The following is a 19,802-nucleotide window of genomic DNA, read 5'->3' on the forward strand; positions in this document are numbered from 1 at the left end:
GAAGGCTATCCGATCACGGGGCCGACGGTCAGGCTGACTCACCTTGCAGCGGGAAGCTCGCGATGCCCCGCCACGACAGCGCGGCCACCAACGCCTCGGCCTCGGCCTTGGGCACCTGCCGCCCGCCGGCCAACCAGAACTGCGCTGCCGTCTCCGCCGCGCCGACCAGCCCGGAGGCGAGCAGCTCGGCATGGGCCCGGCTCACCCCGGTGTCGGAGATGATGGTGTCGGTGATCGCCGCGATGCAGCCCTGCTCGACCCGTTCCACCCGCTGCCGCACGGCCGGGTCGTTGCGCAGATCCGATTCGAAGACGAGCCGGAACGCCTCGCTCTCGTGGTCGACGAAGTCGAAGTACGCCCGTACCGACGCGCTGACCCGCTCCTTGTTGTCGCTGGTGCCGCGCATCGCGTCCTGCACCTGAGCGACGATGGCGTCACAGTGCGTGTCGAGCAGCGCCAGGTAGAGATCCATCTTTCCGGGAAAGTGTTGGTAGAGCACCGGCTTCGAGACCCCGGCCCGCTCGGCGATGTCGTCCATCGCGGCGGCGTGGTAGCCCTGCGCGACGAACACCTCCTGCGCCGCAGCGAGAAGCTGCTTACGACGCGCGGAGCGGGGCAGGCGGGTGGGCCGGCCAGCGGTCTGTGCACCGTTCCCCGCAGCGGTCATGGGATCCTCCGAGTTCTCCGTACGAGCCGGCATTTTCCCCCCAGACCGGGCGAGGCCCGTGACCTCGGTCGGGGAAATGGCCCGCCGCTGTAACTTATCGCCACTCTCGGCACACGGTAGCCTCAGCGGGGGCGACCAAGGAGCGCGCGGTGACTGAAACAGGGCAACCCGGAGCCGCCACCCCGGGAGAGCACGGTGACGGAGCGGGTCAGCACGACGATCCGAGCCGTTCCGTCAGTGGGTGGGCGCCTCCGGCGGGTGGGTGGCCCCGAGCCGCCGACCGCGAGGACGCCCGGGATGAGGCGCCGCGTTGGCAGCCCGACCCCGCGTCGGGCTGGCGGACCTCCTCGACACGGCACGGCGACCTGCCATCGCCGCTGGTCGGGCGGTCGGGCGACCCGGAGTCGCCGGCACGCACCAACGGCCACCAGGTCAACGGCGCGCACCACCCGGACGACGTCAACGGCGTCCACCACCCCGGTCTCGAACCGCCCGCGGGACGCCCGACGCCGGTGAGCGCCCCGCCCGGGCTGCCCGCCGAGGGCCGCCCCGGGGCGGCCGGCGACCGGCTCGTGGTGCCCGCCCAACGTCCCGCACCACCGACTGAGCAGGGTGCCGTCGAGCCCGACCCGGGCCCCGCCCCACACTCCACCGTCGATCCGGCTGCCGCGCACCGTGCCCGCTGGGCCGAGCCCGGGCTGCCCACCTCGGCCCCGCCGGCGGTCCAGGTGCCGCCCGTCGGCACCGCGGCGTCGGGTTTCGAGGTGCCGCCCGGTTTCCACGCGCCGACCGGCGACCGGCTGGCCGCCGACGACAGTCCGACCGCGCCCCGCGACTGGCGGGACCCGCTCGCACCCGAGCCCGTGGCGACCCCGGGCCCGACCGCGTCCGCCGACGACGGCGAGCCCGGTCGCGCTGCCGAGGGTTCCCGGCCGGCGGAGACGCATCGCACCGGGGACGCGCACCGTCCCGGCGAGACGCACCGGGCCGGGGAGTCGTCGGCCATCGAGCCCGACTGGTCGGGGCCGAGCTGGAACCGTCCGAGCTGGGGTGGCGGGTGGGCCCCGCCCTGGTCGCGCCAGGACGACGAGCCGGCTGTCCCGGCAGCACGGGACGAGCCGGCGCCGGACTGGGTCGGCGAACCCCACCAGCCCTACGAGCCGGTGCGCGCCGAGGTGCCCCGTCCATACGAACCGGTACGCGCTGATCCGCCCCGGGCGTACGAGCCCGTCCGGGTCGAATCCGAGTCCACCCCGGAACGCCCCGGCAAACCGACCAGCGCGCCGCCCGCCGACCCTCCGTCCTGGGCCGGTGGTGCGTCACCGACCAGTGGTCCGCCGGCTGAGCGGCCGTCCTGGGCCGGTGGTGCGTCACCGACCAGTGGTCCGCCCGCCGACCGTCCGTCCTGGGCGGGGTCCGGGGCGACCGGCGGTCCCCGCGCCGACCGTCCGTCGTGGGCTCGCGGGGCCGATCCCGACCCCACCAGCGCGTCGCCCGCGCGGCCCTCCTGGGCTGGAGGGTCCGATCCGACGCCGACCAGCGTGCCGACGGTGCGACCGTCCTGGGCCGGCGGGTCCGAGGCGGCGACCAGCGCGCCACCGGTACGACCGTCCTGGGCCGGCGGGTCCGAACCGCCAGCGACCGGCGCGGCATCGACGCGGCCGTCCTGGGCCGGCGGTGCCGATCCGGAACCGGCCAGTTCCCCGCCAACGCGACCGTCCTGGGCCTCCAGCCCGGCATCGGCGGATCCGCCCGCACCGGCCGAGGCGATTCCTCCGGCACCCGCCGGACCGCCCCCGGCTCCGGCCGGGCCACCTCCCACGCTGACCGACGCGCCACCGGCTCCGGCCGGCCCGTCGCTGGTCGCCGAGCGCTCGTCCTGGACCGGCGGTTCGCCGACGGCGAGCAGTTCCCGGGCCGACCGGCCGGACTGGTCAGAGGGCCGGCTCCCGGCTACCCCTGTCGAGCGCCCGTCCTGGCCGGCCAGCCGGTCGGCCAGCGCCGGTGGGGGCGACGGAGGCGAGACGACCGGCCGGTCCCGGCCCGACGTCAGACCGACCGCACCGTTCCGGCTCCGGCCGGCGACACCCGAGCCCGGTCCGTCACCCGTCGAGCCGCCCGCACCGGCCGCGCCGGTCAACGGCTCGCCGTCGACCGACGCCACCCCGTCCTCCACCGCAGCGGTCCCGCCCACCGCCACCAAGGGTTCCGGCCGCCGCGATCAGCCCGCACCGGCCTCCGCCTCCGCCTACGCGGCGCGCCGATCCGCTCCCGACCCGACGTCGCCGGCCGACGATGGCCGGCAGTCAGCAGCGAGCGCGGTGGTGCTGCCGCAGCGCGTCCCCGCGGAACCGGACGTGCCCGTCGTGCCGGAGCCGCCAGCCGTGGAGCCACCCGCCGAAACCCCGGAACGCGCCCGCATCGCCACTCACCTGCGCCGGGACGACGAGCCGGCGCCCCTGCGCGAGCGCCCGGAGGGGTTCGACGTCAACGCCATCCTGGACGCCGTCCGGGAGGTGGCCGGTGTCCGCGACGCGGCCCTGCGCCGCACGCCGGCGGGGGCGCACAGTCTGCGACTGGACCTGGCCGACGGCGCCGACCCGGCCGAGGTGAGCCGGCAGGTGGCCCGGCTGCTCCAGGAGCGGATGGGGTTGGCCGCGGCCCCGCAGAACGTGCCCGGCCTGCCCAGCACGCCACCACCACCGGTCCGCCGTCGCGCGGCCGAGCCCGCCGAGCGGCGTACCCCCGAGACGCGAAACGCGGCTTCGCGGGACCCCGGCGAGGTCCGGTCGGCCGAGCCCCCGACTGTTGCCCGCCCGTCCGGTGCTCGGGTCGAATCCCCGCCGTCCGGCCCGGAGCAGCGGACCGGCACCGACCCGACGCGCCGCCGCCGGTCGAACGCCCCGCACCGGGGGCGCGCCACGGTGGAGGAACCCGGGTCCGTCTCGTCCGCGCCGACCGGCGCCGCGACCGGTAGCCCGGCGACGCTGGGCACGTCGTACTCCGGTGGTCAGGTGACCACGACGGAGTCGGCGCCGTCCCGGCCGCTGGAGACCGGCGGTACGCCGGGGCCCCGAGTGGTGATCGACCACGTGCAGGTCAGCACCTTCGGCCTGGACGCGAACGTGGAGGTCCGGCTGCTGGCCGGGGGCGACAGCGCCTCCGGGTACGCCACCGGGCCGGCGGTGGACGGCTACGTGTTGCGGCTCTGCGCGGTGGCGGCGGCGGCCGCGGTGGACGAGTTGCTGCGCGGTGCCGATAACGCCGAGCGGGGGCGCTGTTTCGTCGAACACGCTGCCGTGGTGCCGTTCGGCAATTGCGAGGTGGCCACAGTGGTGGCGCTGCTGGTCTGCGAGGGCTGGGTCGAGCAGCTCGCCGGGTCCGCCCTGGTCGCTGGTGATCCGCGTCAGGCGGTGGTCCGGGCGACGCTGGCGGCGGTCAACCGCCGGCTGGAGGCGCTGCTGTCCTGAGTGGTTCGAGGCAGACTGGAGCAATGAGACGCGCCACCCTCTGGCCGGACCACCTGCTCCCCGACGACAGCGTTCCGCCGCCCTGGCCGGGCCGGGAAGTCCGCCTCGACGGCCGGATCACGTACGTGCGGGATACCCCGGCCACCGCCGCTGGCGCGGAGCCGGCGCTGTACGTGCACGGGTTGGGCGGGTCGTCGCAGAACTGGACCGACCTGGCCGGGCTGCTCGCCGACCGGCTGGACGGTCAGGCCATCGACCTGCCCGGCTTCGGCCGTAGCGAGCCGGGTCCGAGCTACACGATTCCGGCCTTCGCGGATCTGGTCGTCCGCTGGATCGAGCACTCCGGTCGAGGGCCGGTGCACCTGTTCGGCAACTCGCTGGGTGGCGCGGTCGCGGTCCAGGTCGCCGGGCTCCGGCCGGATCTGGTCCGCACCCTCACCCTGATCTCCCCGGCGCTGCCGTTCCTGGATTTCCGGCGCTCGTTGCAGGGGCGGATGCTGCCGGTGCTCGCCATTCCCCGAGGTGAGCGGCTGGTCGCCCGGCACCTCACCCAGCTCGCGCCCGAGGTGATGGCCCAGCAGGTGCTGGAGGCGTGCGTCGCCGACCTCAGCCGGATCTGCGATCAGCGTCGGGCCGAGGCGCTGGAGGAGATCCGGGTGCGGTACGAGGCCGAGCACTACGCCGCCGCGTACGTCCGGACGTTCCGTGGGCTGGTCTCCAGCTTCCTGCGGTCGTACCTGCCGGGGCAGGGGTCGCTGTGGCGCCTCGCCGAGGCGGTACGCGCACCGACCCTGGTGGTTGGCGGTCTCCAGGATCGCCTGGTCGACGTGCGAGTCGGGCCGCAGACCGCCCGGGTCATTCCAGACAGCCGACTGATGATGCTCGAGGGCGTCGGCCATGTGGCGCAGTTGGAGGTTCCTCGGCTGGTTGCCCGCGCGGTGGTCGGCCTGCTCGCCGAAACGGAGGACACCGCGGGGCGCGCTGATCTGGCAGGCTGACCAGGATGCCCAGCTCAGCCCGCCATCCTGCTCGCCGTCGGCGACGTTTCGCACTGTTCGCCCAACTGGTGGCGGTGGTGGTGGCCGTCGGCGCGGCGGTGACCGTGATCGCCGAGGGGCCGGGTGGGCGTCCCAGCGCTGACCGGTTGGCAGCCGAGGAGATCGGCGCGCCGCCGCCGCTGGTGGCCGGGCCGCTGCCGCCGGACCCGTCGCCCTCTGCCGTGGTCCCGTCCAGTCCGCCGCCGCCGGTGTTGCGGGTGCCCGGCGTGGTCCCGAGCGCCGGCACGGGCGGGTTCGGCTACGACGCCCGTTCCGGCCCGGTGCTGGGCCGGGCGGGTGAGCTACGGCGTTACCGGGTCGCTGTGGAGTCGGGCAGCGCCGAGGACGTCACCGAGTTCGCCCAGGCGGTCGAGGCGGCGCTCGCCGGGCCGGGCAGTTGGGTCGACAGCGGCAGGCTGCGGCTACAGCAGGTGCCGGGGGCTGCGCCTCGGGACTTCACCGTCTACCTCGCCACCGCCCGCACCGCGGGTCGGATGTGCGCGAGAGGTGGGGTGGACATCCGGATCGGCGGTCGCCCGTACACGTCCTGTCGGGCGCCCGGCCAGGTGATCATCAACCTGGATCGGTGGCGGTTGTCAGTGCCGCACTTCGTCTCGGCCGGCGTGCCGTTGACTGTCTACCGAACGTACGTGGTCAACCACGAGGTGGGTCACCAGCTCGGGCATCGGCACGAACGCTGCCCCGGCGCGGGCCGGCCGGCGCCGGTCATGATGCAGCAGACGCTGTTCCTCAATGGCTGCCGGGTCAACCCGTGGCCGTACCTGAACGGGCGTCGATACACCGGTCCCGCCCTGTGAGTTGGTTAGACCGACACGTCGAGCGATCACCCCTCCATCAGGCGTCTTGCGGCAATAGCGATAAAAACGGAGAAATGCCCGAATAATCTGGCAGGCTTGATCGTATGACGCCGTCGTCCCCTTACGGCCCGCCTCGGCCACCCGAGCCCCGGCCGGCGTTGCGGGGCGTGCGTCCCGCCTTCGTCCGGATGCACCGGCGTCGTCGTCGCAGCATGCTGCTCGGCCTGCTCGTTCTCGCGGCCGCCATCGGGGTGACGGTGAGCCGGGGCGGCGAGCCGTCGGTCGAGCCTCCGGCCCCCACGCAGGGCGGAATGGGCCACGGAGGTGGGGTGGCCGCGCACCCGGCGCCCACCGGCTATCCGTCGGCCGGAGCGGGACGCTTCACGACAGCCGACGGCGAGACACCAGTACACGGCACGGACGGGCCGCTGCACCGATACCGGGTCGTCGTCGAACGAGGCGCCGGCCAGGACGCCGACGTGTTCGCCGCCGCCGTGGACGAAGTACTGGCCGACCCGCGCAGTTGGATCGCGTCCGATGAGCTGCGGGTGCAACGGGTGGCCGACGCCGGGGCCGCCGACTTCACCATCTACCTGGCCACCCCGGTCACGTCCGAGCGGATGTGCGCCGAGGGCGGGTTGACCACCGAGCGCTACACCTCCTGTCGCCTGCCCGGTCAGGTCATCATCAACCTGGCCCGCTGGATGGAGGCGGTCCCCGACTACGGCGCTTCGCTGGACACCTACCGGACCTACGTCATCAACCACGAGGTGGGCCACGAGTTCGGCGAGGAGCACGAGGCGTGCCCCGGCCCCGGGGAGCCCGCCCCGGTGATGCAGCAGCAGACGTACGGGCTGCAAGGTTGCGTCGCCAACGCCTGGCCGTACCTCGACGGTCGTCGTCACGCGGGGGACATCGTCCCCTGATCTGCCGGGTCGTCGGTTATTCCCGCTCCCGCATACCGGACCACGTGTCATCCCTCATGGCCGAGGGGGGCTCCCGCGAGCAACAATGGCGCGGTTCACACCGCCGATCCCGGGGAGTCCACCGTGTCGTTGCCCCCGCTCGTCGAGCCCGCCGCCGAGCTGACCGTAGACGAGATCCGCCGCTACTCACGTCACTTGATCATTCCGGACGTCGGGGTGACCGGCCAGAAGCGGCTGAAGAACGCCCGGGTGCTCTGTGTCGGTGCCGGTGGCCTCGGGTCGCCCGCCCTGATGTATCTCGCCGCGGCCGGGGTCGGCACGCTCGGCATCATCGACTTCGACACCGTCGACGAGTCCAACCTCCAGCGTCAGATCATCCACGGCGTCTCCGACATCGGCCGGTCCAAGGCCGAATCCGCCGCCGCGTCGATCCGCGAGATCAACCCCCTGGTCAACGTGGAGATCCACAACACCGCGCTGGACCGGGAGAACGTCCGCGAGATCTTCGCCCAGTACGACCTGATCGTCGACGGCACCGACAACTTCGCCACCCGCTACATGGTGAACGACGCGGCGGTGCTGCTGGGTAAGCCGTACGTCTGGGGTTCGATCTACCGCTTCGACGGCCAGGCGTCGGTGTTCTGGGCCGAGCACGGCCCGTGCTACCGCTGCCTCTACCCGGAGCCGCCGCCGCCGGGCATGGTCCCGTCCTGCGCCGAGGGTGGCGTGCTCGGGGTGCTCTGCGCGTCGATCGGTTCGATCCAGGTGAACGAGGCGATCAAGCTGCTCACCGGCATCGGCGAGCCGCTGGTCGGCCGCCTGATGGTCTACGACGCCCTGGAGATGGAATACCGCAAGATCAAGGTCCGCAAGGACCCGAACTGCGCGCTCTGCGGCGACAACCCGACGGTCACCGACCTGCTCGAAGACTACGAGGACTTCTGCGGCGCGGTCTCCGAGGAGGCCCAGGAGGCGACGCTCGACTCGACCATCACCGCCCTGGAGCTCAAGGAGTGGCAGGACGCCGGCAAGGACATCTTCCTCGTCGACGTACGCGAGCCGGCCGAGTACGAGATCGTCCAGATCCCCGGCGCCACCCTGATCCCCAAGGGCGACATCATCTCCGGCGAGGCCCTCGCGAAGCTGCCGCAGGACCGGCAGATCGTGCTGCACTGCAAGTCCGGCGTCCGCTCGGCTGAGGCGCTCGCCGCGCTCAAGGCGGCCGGATTCAAGGATGCCGTGCACGTGCAGGGTGGCGTGCTCTCCTGGATCAAGCAGATCGACCCGTCGCTGCCCGCGTACTGACCGATCGAGCCGGGACTGCCCTGGCGCGGCCACGTCGCCGCGCCGGGGTGGCCCAGGCGGCCGTCCCGGCAAATCGACGCAGATGACGCCGAGCGGCCGTCCGGCCGGAGCGACGCAGCCATTCCGGGCTGGCCGATTCTCCGAGGCGGCATCGGGTCTGCGCAGGTAGCGTCTCCGCCGTGGTCGACTTGGAAGCCGCGATCGGGTTCGTCGTGGCGCATGGGGATGCGGTGGAACGCGCCCGCCTCTCCTGGCTCCGCAACGGCACCGCCGTGCCCGCCGAGTTGCTGGAGACGGCCGAGGTCGGCCAGTCACCGGACGGCGGTTGGCCGGCCACCTGGGGCGGCGAGGTCGCCTCGATCGACGCCACCTGCTTCCGGCTCGTCGAGCTGGACGACCTGGGCGGGCTCGGCCGTCCCGCCGCCCGCCGCGCCCTCGACTGGCTGGCTTCCCGGCAGCAAGCCGACGGCGGTTGGGAAGAGGACTCGTCGCTGGCCGACTCGGCACCGGAGTGGGCCCGTCCCGGCGACCCGGAGGCCGGGTTCCTCGTGTCGGCCAACGCCGGCTTCTGGCTCACCGTCGCTGGCCTGGACGCCCGCGCCTCGGGTCCGCTCGACCATCGGGTCGGTGGGGCGTACGCCGGGGTGGTGCAGGCTGCGGCCCACTCGCTCGCCGCGCGGCTGCGCCCGGACGGTAGCTGGCCGTCGTACCTCGCCGCCGGCTGGCTGAGCGCGGCCGTGCTGCACCGGCAGGAGATGTTCCAGGAGTCCGCCCGGATTCAGGTGGTGCTCGCCGAGCGGATGCCGAAGATGTCCCCCGGGGACGTGGCGTGGCTGGCGGCCACGTTGCGCCGCGCCGGCGTCGACCCACAGGACTGGATCATGGTGCGCGCGCTGCGCCGGCTGACCGAAACCCAGCGCAGCGACGGCGGCTGGGAGAGCGACGACGGCCACCAGTTCGACGTGCACGCCACGCTGGCCGCGATCCGGGCGGCCCGCCCCACCCCGCGAGGCTGACCCCGCGCCCCGCGCCCCCGAACCCCGCGCCCCCGACCCCTCGCGGCGATCTTGCAGTTTCTGTCGCCGATCTGCGCGGGATGCACCTTATGTCGGTGCAGTAAGTGCAAGATCGCCGCGGGGGTTGGGGGGCGCGGGAGGGCGGGGGGGCTTTAGCGCACGTGTCCGTCGCCGGTCACTACGTACTTGGTGCTGGTCAGCTCGGGTAGGCCCATCGGACCGCGAGCGTGCAGCTTCTGGGTGGAGATGCCGATCTCCGCACCGAAGCCGAACTCGCCCCCGTCGGTGAACCGGGTCGACGCGTTCACCATCACCGCCGCCGCGTCGACCCTCGCGACGAAGTCGCGGGCCGCGCTGGCCGAGTCGGTGACGATCGCCTCGGTGTGCCCGGTGCCGAAGCGACGGATGTGCGCGACCGCCGCGTCCAGCGAGTCGACAACCGCCACCGAGATGTCGGCGGACAGGTACTCGGTGGCGTAGTCCTCCTCGGTCGCCTCGACCACGGCGGCAGAGTAGGCGGCCACCTCGGGTGAGCCGTGCACCGTCACCCCCGCCTCGGCGAACGCGGCCAGCACCGGCGGCAGGAACGCATCGGCGATGCCCGCGTGCACCAGCAGCGATTCGGCGGTGTTGCAGGTGGACAGGCGTTGCGTCTTGGCGTTCAGCGTCACCGCGACGGCCTTCGCCAGGTCGGCGGCGGCGTCGACGTAGACGTGGCAGTTACCCACCCCGGTCTCGATCACCGGCACTGTCGACTCCTCGACCACGGTGCGGATCAGCGACGCGCCACCGCGCGGAATGAGTACGTCGACGAGCCCCCGGGCGCGCATCAGCTCCTTCACCGAGTCACGGGAGCTGGCGTCGAGCAACTGCACCGCGTCGGCGGGCAGACCGGCCCCGGCGACCGCGTCGCGCAGCACCGCGACCAGTGCGGCGTTCGAGTGCGCGGCCGACGACGACCCGCGCAGCAGCGCCGCGTTGCCGGACTTGAGGCAGATCCCGGCGGCGTCCACCGTCACGTTGGGCCGCGCCTCGTAGATGATGCCGACCACCCCGAACGGCACCCGGATCTGGCGCAGCTCCAGGCCGTTGGGCAGTGTGGACCCGCGGACCACCTCGCCGACCGGGTCGGGCAACGCGGCCATCTCACGCAGCGCGTCGGCGATGCCGGCCACGCGACCCGCGTCGAGCGCGAGCCGGTCCAGCACGGCCGCGCTCAGCCCGGCCTCACGGCCGGCCGCCAGGTCCGTCTCGTTCGCGGTCAGGATCGCCGGGGTACGCGCCACCAGCGCGTCGGCCATCGCCACCAGCGCGGCGTCCTTGACCGTACGCGTGGCCACTGCCAACTCCGCGGCGGCGTCCCGCGCCCGTCGCGCCTGCTCAACCACGCTCATGCCGACACTCCGCTGCGCTCCGCGCCGGCCTGAGGCACCAGCGCACTGAACCGATGATTCGCTCGCCGAAGCTCGCTCATGCCGACACTCCGCTGCGCTCCGTGCCGGCCTGAGGCACCAGCGCACTGAACCGATGATTCGCTCGCCGAAGCTCGCTCATGCCGACACTCCGCTGCGCTCCGCGCCGGCCTGCGGCACCGAAGCCCTGAGCCGATGATTCGCTCGCTGACGCTCACTCATTGTTGACTCCTTAGAGCAGCACCAGGTCGTCACGGTGGACGACCTCTCGTTCGTACGCCGGGCCGAGCGCCGCGGCGAGTTCGGACGTGGAGCGGCCGAGTAGCCCGGGTAGCTCCACCGCGTCGTAGTTGACCAGCCCTCGGGCGACCGATGCGCCGGCGGTGTCCACCAGGTCAACCGGGTCGCCGGCCGTGAACGTGCCGTCCACGGCGGTGATGCCGGCCGGGAGCAGCGACTTGCGCCGCCCGACGACGGCGGCGACCGCGCCCGGGTCGAGGTGCAGCCGCCCGCGCGGTGAGGTGGCGTGGGCCAGCCAGAACAGCCGGGCCGTCGGTCGTCGCCGCTGCGGGTGGAAGAGCGTGCCGACCGGTTCGCCGGCCAGAGCCGGCGTGGCCAGGTCGGCGGCGGTGAGCACCACCGGGATGCCGAAGCCGGTGGCGATCCGGGCGGCCTCGACCTTGGTCACCATGCCACCGGTGCCGACGCCGGACCGGCCGGCCCCGCCGATGGTGATGCCGGCGAGGTCCGCGTCGTCGCGCACCTCGGCGATCCGGGTCGAGCGCGGGTTGGTGGGGTCACCGGTCCAGAGCGCGTCCACGTCGGAGAGGAGCACCAGCAGGTCGGCGTGCACCAGCGCGGCCACCAGGGCGGCCAGCCGATCGTTGTCGCCGAACCGGATCTCCTGGGTGGCCACCGTGTCGTTCTCGTTGACGATCGGCACGGCCCGCAGGTCGAGCAGCTTGCGCAGCGTCCGGTACGCGTTGCGGTAGTGCGCTCGCCGGGTCACGTCGTCGACGGTGAGCAGCACCTGCCCGACGGTGCGGCCGTGCCGGGCGAAGCTGGCCGCGTACCGGCCGATCAGTAGCCCCTGCCCGACGCTGGCGGCGGCCTGCTGGGTGGCCAGGTCGCGCGGGCGTCGGGACAGCCCGAGCGGGGCGAGCCCGGCGGCGATGGCGCCGGAGGAGACCAGCACCACCTCGCGCCCTTCGGCGGTGAGCCGACCGAGGGTGTCGACCAGCGTGTCGACGCGCTTGTCGGCCAACCCGCCGGTGGCGGTGGTCAACGAGGAGGATCCGATCTTGACGACGACCCGCCGGGCCGTCGTGACTGCGTCGCGCACCCGCCCATTCTGCGTGGTCACGGCCGCACCGCCCGGCGGCCTTCCCATATGGTGGCGGATTGTGACTCCAGACGAGTACGTCGAGGCGGTTCTCGACCTGGTCGAGCGGATCCCGGAGGGCCGGGTCATGTCGTACGGCGGGGTGGCCGACGCGCTGTCCGAGCGCTCGGGCCGTGCCTCGGCCCGGTTGGTCGGCACCATCATGGCCCGGCACGGAGGCTCGGTGCCCTGGCATCGGGTGGTGACCGCGAGTGGTCGCCTGCCGCCGGGGCACGAACGGGAGGCGCGGGCCCGACTGCGGGCCGAGGGTGTGCCGCTGCGCGGCGAGGGTGTGGACATCGCGGCGGCAGGCTGGTCGCCTGATGAGGGGATGTGACCGCCGCCCTAACGTGAGTAACATTCGGGCCCATGAAAACGCCGCCGGGCGCCGGCTCGTCAGCCACCGGCTCGCTGCCCCGCTCGGTGCACGCCGGCTACGCGCTCGGTTCACTGGCGACCGGAGCGTTCGGCACCGTGCCCGGTCTGCTGCTGCTGCCGTACCTGACCGACACCCTGGGCGTGGCCGCCGGGCTGGCCGCCCTGCTGGTGTTGCTGCCCAAGGCCTGGGACGTGCTGGTCAACCCGGTCGCCGGGCGGATCTCCGACCGCACCCGGTCGCGGTGGGGGGCTCGCCGGCCGTACCTGCTCGTGGCCGGCCTCGCGCTCGCCGTCCTGTTCGCGTCGATCTTCGCCGCGCCCTTCGGTAACGGGCCGGCCGCCGTGGCGTACGTGGCGTTCGCGTTCCTCGCCACCGCCACCGCGTTCGCCTTCTTCCAGGTGCCGTACGTGGCGATGCCGGCGGAACTGACCGGCGACTACACCGAGCGCACCCGGTTGATGACCTGGCGGATCGCGGTGCTGGCGCTGGCCATCCTGGTCTCCGGCGCGGTCGCGCCGCTGGTGGTGAGCGCCGGTGGCGACGGCGTGGCCGGGCACCGCTGGATGGGCCTGTTCGTGGCGGCGCTGATCGCCCTCGGCGCCCTCGGCGCGTTCCTGGGCACCCGGTCCGCGCCGACCGGCACGGTGGGGGAGAGCGAGCCGACGCTGCGCGCCCAGCTCGCCGTGGCCGCTGCCAACCGTCCGTTCCGGGCACTGCTGATCTGTTTCGTGGTGCAGTCCGCAGGGGTGGCGACGATCCTGGCCGGGGTCAACTACTTCGCGGGGCAGATCCTGCGTGACGCGGAGAGCGGGCCGACGCTGCTCTTCGTCTGCTTCGTCGGGCCGGCGCTGCTGGTGATGCCGATCTGGAGCCGGGTCGGTGCCCGGTTGGGCAAGCGCACCGCGCTGGTCGTCGCCTCGCTGATCCTCGCCGTCGGCGCGTTCGCCCTGGTCGCCGCCCCGGCGTTGCCGGCGGTGGCCGTCTATCTTCTGGTCGCGTTGATCGGCGTGGGGTACGCCGGGCAGCAGGTCTTCGCGCTGGCCATGTTGCCGGACTGCATCGCGCACGAGACGGCGCGCACCGGCCGGCGGCAGGCGGGCGTCTTCACCGGGTTGTGGACCGCCGGGGAGACCTTCGGCCTGGCGCTCGGCCCGGGTATCTACGGACTGGTGCTCCAGCTCTCCGGCTACGTGTCCTCCGACACCGGCTCGGCGGCGGCCCAGTCCGACACGGCGAGGTTGGGCGTGCTCCTCGGCTTCACGCTGATTCCGGCCCTGCTGATCGCCCCTCCGATCCTCCTGCTCCGCCAGTACACCCTCACCGCCCACAGCGACCTGGGCGATCATGGAGTTGTGGTGGGGGACGAAAGCGTTGACCGTCACGAGAAGGGCACCGTAACTCCATGATCGACGAGAACAGGGTTGAGGCTGGGGCGCTTTCCGCCACCGGGGTTCCGGCGGAACGGGTTCTGGAAGAGGTGCGGGAGCTGCGGTCCAGTGACGCGCCCACCCACGGGGGACGGCTGTTCGCGTACGTCTACGACCCGGCGGTGCCCGGGCTGGACGAGCTGGCCGCCGCCGCCCACCGCGAGAGCGCGCACGTCAACGGGTTGGACCCGACCGCGTTCCCGTCCCTGCTGGCCATGGAGAACGCGCTGGTCGGCGCCGCCGGCCGGGTGCTGGGCGCCGGCCCCGGGACCACCGCCCCGGACGTCGTCGGCAGCGTCACCAGCGGCGGCACCGAGTCACTGATCCTCGCCGTCAAGACCGCCCGGGACGCCCACCCGGAGATCACCGCACCCCGGATCGTGGTGCCGTCGAGCGCGCACGCGGCATTCGCCAAGGCGGCGCACTACCTGCGGGTGGCACTGGACGTCGTGCCCGTCTCCCCGGAGACGCTGCGTCCCGACCCGGCCGCGATGGCCGCCGCGATCCGCCCGGAGACGGTGCTGGTCGCCTGCTCCGCGCCGTCCTACGCGCACGGGGTGGTGGACCCGGTCACGCAGATAGCGGCCGCCGCGGCCGAGGCCGGTGTGCGCTGCCACGTCGACGCCTGCTTCGGCGGCTGGACCCTGCCGTACCTGCGTCGGCTCGGGGAGCCGGTGCCGCCGTTCGACTTCGCGGTGCCCGGGGTCACCTCCATCTCGGTCGACCTGCACAAGTACGCGTACGCCCCGAAGGGGGTGTCCGTGCTGCTGCACCGCGACGCCACGCTGCGCGCCCCGCAGTACTTCGCGTACGCCGACTGGCCCGGCTACACCATGATCAACCCGGTGATCGCGTCCACCCGCTCGGGCGGCCCGATCGCCGCCGCGTACGCCACAGTGCGGCACCTCGGCGACGACGGCTACCTGCGGCTGGCCGCCATCACCCGGGACGCGGTCGCCGGCCTGGCCGACGCGGTCCGCGCCGTCGACGGGCTGCGGCTGATGGCCGAGCCGGAGTCGACGGTCGTCTGCTTCACCGCCACCGAGGGCGGCCCCGACCTGTTCGTCCTGGTCGACGAGCTGACCGCGCGGGGCTGGCACACCCAACCCCAGCTCTCGTACGACGGTCTGCCCGCCAGCGTGCACCTCACGGTGACCGCCGCGGTCGCGCCCCGGGTCGCCGAGTTCGGGCCGGACCTGACCGACGCGGTGGCCGCGGCCAGGGCCGCCGGCCCGGTGCGGCTGCCCGCCGAGCTGGCGGCCCTGGTCGGTGCGCTGACCCCCGAGGCGCTGACCCCGGACCTGATCGTCGGCCTGGCTGCCGGGCTGGGCCTGGGCGGCGAGGCGGGGTCGGGCGCGGGACCGCTGCCGGAACGGATGGCGCTGGTGAACACCCTGCTCGACGCCGCGCCATCGGCGCTGCGCGAGCGGTTGCTGGTGGAATTCGTCAGCCTGCTGCAACGCCCCAGCTGGGCCCCGAGCTGACCGCGCCGCATCGGGCCCGGCCGTCGGTGCCGGCCGGACCCGATGGGCCGGATCAGGGAGCCGCCCGCACCTCCACGAAGGTGTTCTTGAAGGCCAGGTCCTGCCAGTGCCGGTCCTGGTTGTCGAAGTGCACCCGGACGCTGCCCATCCCCTCGGTGCTCTCGTCGAGCAGTCCCGCCAGCGCTGTCCGGCCGCGGTGCAGCCAGGACTTGACGGTGCCCTCGGCCACGACTCCGGGCGAGGTTCCAGGCGACCCGCCGGACCCAGGCGGCCGGGTCGTCGTACCGGGCCAGCCGGTCCCACCCGGCCAGGGCCCGGCAGAACGCCTCCTGCGCGAGGTCCTGGGCCTGTGAGAGGTCGCCCACGTAGGCGCCCAACTGACTGGTCACGTTGCGAAAGTGCGCGTGGTAGAAGTCGTCGAAGCTCACCGTCGTGGTGCGCTCCCCGGCCATCGCGGCAATCGCCCCCGGTGGCTCGTTGGCACGGGCTCCCGTCATCACTGTCACTGCCCCTCCCCGTTCGCCGTCGGGCCCGTACCCGAGGCGGTCGTACCACTCGCTCATCGGGGTCGTTCCGGTGCTCCCCGTTGTCGGCGCTCCTGCTCGGCGTGCCGTACCCCGTTAGAAGCCCAAAACGGGCCGGGAGGTTGCAGCCCACGCTGTGGTTCGACTGTCGTGTGGGGGACTGAGTGGCGAGGCGGGGTCGGACGCGGGGCCAGCGCCCGCGTGGTGAGCGGAGCGCCGGCCGCGTCGTACGCCCCCGTGGCCTCCGACGCGGCCGGCAACCGTCAGCCGTAGGTCATCGTCATCCGAACCAGGTTGTCGGTTCTGTTGACGTCCGGCAGGACGTCACGTTCGCTGTCCATCGGCTGGACGTCCACGTCCGCCTTGTCAGTGCTCAGCGTGATCCCTTCGAGCACCCGGAAGTCCAGGTCCAGCCGCATCTCCGCCCCGGCGGCCAGCTGACCCAGCCGGCAGGTGATCGGTTCGACGCCCTCGTGGACGCCCGCGCACGGGCCCCACCCGTCGACGTCCGCGCGCACCACCGCGGGCACGCCCAACCGCAGCACCAGGTGGGCGACCGGGCCCGTGCCCCGGTTACGAATCCGCACCGTGGCCGTACCCGTCCGGGAGCCGTCGTCGGCAGTTCTCAGCACGAGGTCGCCAGTGGTGACCGAGACGTCTGCCAGGTTCGGGTTCGGACCGAAGCTCGTCGGCCCGGAGACCTGGCTGAAGGTGTCGCCCTTCCAGCGGTAGCCCCGCCACTGCCGTTGTGACCACTTGGCGTTCCAGCCACCCCCGGGAGCGATGTCACCGACCTGGACGCGAACCGTGCCGTCACCCACGACATCCAGCGCGAACAGCCACTCCGGCTTGTCGATGGTGGTCGCGACCACCCGACCGACAGTCGTCGCCTTTCCTTCCTTGTCGCGGTCGAAGGCGACCACCTGCATCGGCCCGCGGGTGCCGAGCACGCACTGCACGAGAGCCACCGTCTCCACCCCGCCGTCCCCGTCGATGTCGCCGTGGTCGAGCGCCAGGAGCGAGTTCGCGCCCTCCCGGGCGTCGGCCGTGAGCCGCGTCTGCGACGTCGGGCAGCCTCGCCCGGCCCGCCAGGCCGGCAGGGTCACCGGCACCCCCAACAGTTGGGCCCGGCTGAACCGGCCGTCCGGTGCGGGGGTGGTCGGGCTGGCACTGGTCCCGGCAGGGCTGGGCGTCGGACTCGTCGGCATCGGCGTCGGCGTCGCTGACGCCGAGATGCTCGGCGTCGGGTCGACCGGACCGGGCCGGTGGTCCGGGCCGCTCAACGCCGCGTATCCGACGGCCGACCCGCCGACCAGGGCGAGCGCCGTCGTGGCGCTGGCAGCCAGCCGGCGTCGGCCGCGGCCTCGTACCGTCCGCCGAACGGCGGCGGGTCCCGGCGCCTCCACCTCCGCCAGCGCGGTACGGCGGTAACGGGCGAACTCATCGGCGAGGTCAAGAATCTCCTGCTCAGACATCCCGCACCTCCTCATTGGTGTCGCGCAGGTGGGTGGCGAGTGCGGTCCGGCCCCGGTGCAGCCAGGACTTGACCGTCCCCTCGGCGACCTGTTCCTGGGCGGCGATCTCGGCGACCGTCAGGTCGGCGAGGTAGTGCAGCACGACGGCCCGCCGCTGCTTCGGCGGCAACTTCGCCAACGCGGTGTCGAGGGCGACCCGGTCCGGGTTCGGCTCCGCGACGTGTGTCTCCCGTTGCCGCAGCAGCCACTGCTGGGCGGTCCGCAGCCGCCGCCACCGGTTGTGACCCAGGTTCCAGGCGACCCGACGGACCCAGGCCAGGGGGTCCTGGTAACCGACGAGTTGGTCCCAGCGGGCGTACGCCCGACAGAACGCCTCCTGAACCAGTTCCTGCGCCTGCCCACGGTCGCCCGTGTACGCGGTCAACTGCACCACCAGCCCGCGGAAGTGGGCGTGGTAGAAGTCGTCGAAGACCAGCTCTGCCGACGCGGAGGTTGCGGTTCCCGGTGGGTCCGGCGGGCGTTCGCCCACCCGCACATCTCGTGTCACAAGCACTCGTCCTCCCCGTGGCGGCTGCCGGCGGTGTGTTCGCCAGCACCGGTCACACAAGCGAGCGCGCCAGTAGGTTGCGCGTCGATCGCTGCCGATCCTTGTCGGCTCGGAGACATTTGGTGGACCGCTCCGCCGATCACCGCCGGGCCGCGCGGGCGCCGTCTGTGATTCACTGTCGGTGAGGAGAGGGGGCGGTCGTGCAGCTACCGGCAGTGCTCGGCGAGCCGATCCGGTTCGTGCTGAATTGGGGCCGTCGCTACTCGCTCTGGGTGTTCAACTTCGGTCTGGCCTGCTGTGCCATCGAGTTCATCGCCACCAGCATGGGTCGGCACGACTTCATCCGACTCGGCGTGATCCCGTTCGCCCACGGCCCCCGCCAGGCAGACCTGATGGTGGTCTCCGGCACGGTGACCGACAAGATGGCCCCGGCGATCAAGCGGCTCTACGACCAGATGCCCGAGCCGAAGTACGTCATCTCGTTCGGCGCCTGCTCCAACTGCGGCGGCCCCTACTGGGATTCGTACTCGGTGACCAAGGGCGTCGACCAGCTCATCCCGGTCGACGTGTACGTGCCCGGCTGCCCACCCCGGCCGGAGGCGCTGCTGCACGGCATCCTGCGCCTGCAAGAGAAGATCGCCGCCGAGCAGTCCGGCATCGGCGGTGTGCCGCAACGGGACGTGCTGGCCGCGCCGCTGGACGCCCCGCCCCGCGAGGCCGCCGCGCCACGCTCGGTCGACTCGCTCACCGCCCCGCCGGTACGCCCACCCACCGCCAGCTGAGGGCGGTGGGCCGCCACCCGGAACGGGTCCCGGGCAGCGGCCCGCCGCTGGTTGGTCAGCTGGTCGGCAGGGCCAGGTTGAACGTGACCGTGTTGTCGCTCGGGTCGACGTCGGGGGTCGTTCCCATCCAGTACTGGGTGGCCAGCTCCACGGTGATCGTGACCGACTCGTCCGCCGGGTCGGTCGGCCGGCTGATGAACAGCGCCACGTCGCGCTCCTCACCCTGCATCAGCAGCCCGCCCGGCACGTGCGCCTGCGGGCGGTACACCGGACCGTCATGGGGATCGGTAAAGAGGATCATCGACCCGGCCGGAAGCTGCGTGGCGGTGAGCGAGTGGCCGAGTTGCGGAGCGTCGCCGCCGTACCGGACCCGAAGCGGCACCCGGCGGGTGTTCTCGGGGCCGTCGGTCACCGGGCCGGCCAGCTCGACGGACGCGTCCGCCTGGGCGTCCTGCACGTACGTCTGGGGGCGGGTCAGCTTGCCGTCGAGGGAGCGGAACTGCGCGCTGAACGGCACGGTGCCCAGCGATCCGGTTTCGTACGAGTAGGCGGTGACCAGGCCGCCCGCTGCGATCATCGGGTAGCTGCGGGGAGTGGTCAGCACCTGGAATTCGACAGTTGCCCTGCGGGACTCACCCGGGGCCAGGTCATTGCCACGCGGCAGGGCGCAGGTGCGGACCAACCGCCCCTCTTCCACGCCGTCCGATTCGCAGCGTGACTCCACGCCCCCGGAGAAGGAGCCGGCCACCGCCTCACGGACCCGGAAGTAGAAGCCCTGCGTGGTGTCGCTGTTGTTGGTGATGGTCACCCGAAGGCTGCCCCGGTAGCCGCGTTCGGTCGGCTCGAGCACCAGCCGGCTCAGCGAGAAGGTGGGAGCGTCGGCGGAGGCGGACGGTGCGGCCGCGGCCGGTCCGGCCCCGCCGATCGTCGCAGTCAGGCCGAGCAGCGCGGCGGTGAGTAGGGTCCCCGTTTTGCGGAGCATCTGTATCTGGTCCTCCATGGTCGACGCCCGGCGAGGAGCTGTCGCCCGCGCTTGGCAGCGACGCGATCGACCGACGTGACCGTGGTGTCCGGGCCCCCGCGCCGTGACCCAGACAGCATGATCGATGGATGGGCTGTTCGCCACCCCGTTGTGGACCCGCCGCACTAGCC

At 73.0% G+C, this 19,802-nt stretch carries 15 protein-coding genes and 3 pseudogenes; 10 read left to right on the forward strand and 8 right to left on the reverse strand.

Annotation, left to right across the window (positions count from 1 at the left end):
* Positions 1–28 precede the first annotated feature (28 nt).
* Positions 29–667 (reverse strand): TetR/AcrR family transcriptional regulator, encoded by a 639-nt coding sequence (locus tag OG992_RS24200; RefSeq protein ID WP_030489514.1) that lies wholly within the window; start codon positions 665–667, stop codon positions 29–31.
* Between the two features lie 2,249 nt (positions 668–2,916).
* On the opposite strand from OG992_RS24200, the pseudogene OG992_RS24205 reads away from it, so the two are divergent.
* The 6 genes and pseudogenes from OG992_RS24205 to OG992_RS24230 form a co-directional block, all read left to right on the forward strand.
* A pseudogene (locus OG992_RS24205) lies at positions 2,917–4,137 on the forward strand (hypothetical protein); the annotation flags it as partial.
* Positions 4,138–4,160: 23 nt separating this feature from the next.
* A complete protein-coding gene (locus OG992_RS24210) occupies positions 4,161–5,135 on the forward strand; it encodes an alpha/beta fold hydrolase (RefSeq protein ID WP_266304387.1) in 975 nt (324 codons plus the stop codon).
* A 5-nt stretch (positions 5,136–5,140) separates the two neighbouring features.
* Positions 5,141–5,992, forward strand: coding sequence for a DUF3152 domain-containing protein (locus OG992_RS24215; protein ID WP_266304388.1), 852 nt, complete (start codon positions 5,141–5,143; stop codon positions 5,990–5,992).
* A 104-nt stretch (positions 5,993–6,096) separates the two neighbouring features.
* Entirely contained in the window at positions 6,097–6,918 is an 822-nt protein-coding gene (locus tag OG992_RS24220; RefSeq protein ID WP_266304389.1) for a DUF3152 domain-containing protein, read from the forward strand.
* 56 nt (positions 6,919–6,974) lie between these two features.
* A pseudogene (gene moeZ / locus OG992_RS24225) lies at positions 6,975–8,223 on the forward strand (adenylyltransferase/sulfurtransferase MoeZ).
* A gap of 128 nt (positions 8,224–8,351) precedes the next feature.
* The gene (locus OG992_RS24230) at positions 8,352–9,239 is read left to right on the forward strand and encodes a prenyltransferase/squalene oxidase repeat-containing protein (protein ID WP_238684601.1); all 888 of its coding nucleotides are present in this window, start codon (positions 8,352–8,354) and stop codon (positions 9,237–9,239) included.
* Between the two features lie 152 nt (positions 9,240–9,391).
* On the opposite strand, the gene OG992_RS24235 is transcribed toward OG992_RS24230, so the two are convergent.
* Positions 9,392–10,633: a glutamate-5-semialdehyde dehydrogenase gene (locus OG992_RS24235; protein WP_266304390.1), complete on the reverse strand. Its 1,242-nt coding sequence runs from the start codon at positions 10,631–10,633 to the stop codon at positions 9,392–9,394.
* A gap of 250 nt (positions 10,634–10,883) precedes the next feature.
* The gene (gene proB / locus OG992_RS24240) at positions 10,884–11,993 is read right to left on the reverse strand and encodes a glutamate 5-kinase (protein WP_266304391.1); all 1,110 of its coding nucleotides are present in this window, start codon (positions 11,991–11,993) and stop codon (positions 10,884–10,886) included.
* Positions 11,994–12,054: 61 nt separating this feature from the next.
* Here proB and OG992_RS24245 point away from each other — a divergent pair, with 61 nt between their 5' ends.
* From OG992_RS24245 to OG992_RS24255, 3 genes are read left to right on the forward strand one after another with little or no spacing between them, the layout of a single operon-like run.
* Positions 12,055–12,369, forward strand: coding sequence for an MGMT family protein (locus tag OG992_RS24245; RefSeq protein ID WP_238684583.1), 315 nt, complete (start codon positions 12,055–12,057; stop codon positions 12,367–12,369).
* A 32-nt stretch (positions 12,370–12,401) separates the two neighbouring features.
* A complete protein-coding gene (locus OG992_RS24250) occupies positions 12,402–13,817 on the forward strand; it encodes an MFS transporter (RefSeq protein ID WP_238684584.1) in 1,416 nt (471 codons plus the stop codon).
* The gene (locus OG992_RS24255) at positions 13,814–15,322 is read left to right on the forward strand and encodes an aminotransferase class V-fold PLP-dependent enzyme (RefSeq protein WP_238684585.1); all 1,509 of its coding nucleotides are present in this window, start codon (positions 13,814–13,816) and stop codon (positions 15,320–15,322) included. Before OG992_RS24250 ends, OG992_RS24255 begins: the two co-directional genes overlap by 4 nt.
* Before the next feature lie 52 nt (positions 15,323–15,374).
* Here the strand turns inward: OG992_RS24255 and OG992_RS24260 are convergent, their stop codons facing one another.
* The 4 genes and pseudogenes from OG992_RS24260 to OG992_RS24275 form a co-directional block, all read right to left on the reverse strand.
* Positions 15,375–15,551, reverse strand: coding sequence for a hypothetical protein (locus tag OG992_RS24260; RefSeq protein WP_266304392.1), 177 nt, complete (start codon positions 15,549–15,551; stop codon positions 15,375–15,377).
* Between the two features lie 46 nt (positions 15,552–15,597).
* Positions 15,598–15,885, reverse strand: a pseudogene (locus OG992_RS33830) (sigma factor); the annotation flags it as partial.
* Between the two features lie 224 nt (positions 15,886–16,109).
* The gene (locus OG992_RS24270) at positions 16,110–17,321 is read right to left on the reverse strand and encodes a hypothetical protein (protein ID WP_266304393.1); all 1,212 of its coding nucleotides are present in this window, start codon (positions 17,319–17,321) and stop codon (positions 16,110–16,112) included.
* The gene (locus OG992_RS24275; protein ID WP_238684588.1) at positions 17,314–17,874 is read right to left on the reverse strand and encodes an RNA polymerase sigma factor; all 561 of its coding nucleotides are present in this window, start codon (positions 17,872–17,874) and stop codon (positions 17,314–17,316) included. Before OG992_RS24275 ends, OG992_RS24270 begins: the two co-directional genes overlap by 8 nt.
* A 194-nt stretch (positions 17,875–18,068) precedes the next feature.
* Between OG992_RS24275 and OG992_RS24280 the strand changes: the two genes are divergently transcribed.
* Positions 18,069–18,650, forward strand: coding sequence for an NADH-quinone oxidoreductase subunit B (locus tag OG992_RS24280; protein ID WP_091402527.1), 582 nt, complete (start codon positions 18,069–18,071; stop codon positions 18,648–18,650).
* A gap of 55 nt (positions 18,651–18,705) precedes the next feature.
* On the opposite strand, the gene OG992_RS24285 is transcribed toward OG992_RS24280, so the two are convergent.
* A complete protein-coding gene (locus OG992_RS24285; RefSeq protein WP_266304394.1) occupies positions 18,706–19,632 on the reverse strand; it encodes a hypothetical protein in 927 nt (308 codons plus the stop codon).
* Between the last annotated feature and the right edge of the window lie 170 nt (positions 19,633–19,802).

This window comes from Micromonospora sp. NBC_00362 (genome assembly GCF_026342155.1).
GTDB lineage: Bacteria > Actinomycetota > Actinomycetes > Mycobacteriales > Micromonosporaceae > Micromonospora > Micromonospora hortensis.

Bases quoted from the DNA above. Each gene is read 5' to 3' on its own strand.
- OG992_RS24200 (WP_030489514.1), bottom strand. From the start codon at position 667: ATGACCGCTGCGGGGAACGGTGCACAGACCGCTGGCCGGCCCACCCGC.
- OG992_RS24210 (WP_266304387.1), top strand. From the start codon at position 4,161: ATGAGACGCGCCACCCTCTGGCCGGACCACCTGCTCCCCGACGACAGC.
- OG992_RS24215 (WP_266304388.1), top strand. From the start codon at position 5,141: ATGCCCAGCTCAGCCCGCCATCCTGCTCGCCGTCGGCGACGTTTCGCA.
- OG992_RS24220 (WP_266304389.1), top strand. From the start codon at position 6,097: ATGACGCCGTCGTCCCCTTACGGCCCGCCTCGGCCACCCGAGCCCCGG.
- OG992_RS24235 (WP_266304390.1), bottom strand. From the start codon at position 10,633: ATGAGCGTGGTTGAGCAGGCGCGACGGGCGCGGGACGCCGCCGCGGAG.
- OG992_RS24250 (WP_238684584.1), top strand. From the start codon at position 12,402: ATGAAAACGCCGCCGGGCGCCGGCTCGTCAGCCACCGGCTCGCTGCCC.
- OG992_RS24255 (WP_238684585.1), top strand. From the start codon at position 13,814: ATGATCGACGAGAACAGGGTTGAGGCTGGGGCGCTTTCCGCCACCGGG.
- OG992_RS24270 (WP_266304393.1), bottom strand. From the start codon at position 17,321: ATGTCTGAGCAGGAGATTCTTGACCTCGCCGATGAGTTCGCCCGTTAC.
- OG992_RS24285 (WP_266304394.1), bottom strand. From the start codon at position 19,632: ATGCTCCGCAAAACGGGGACCCTACTCACCGCCGCGCTGCTCGGCCTG.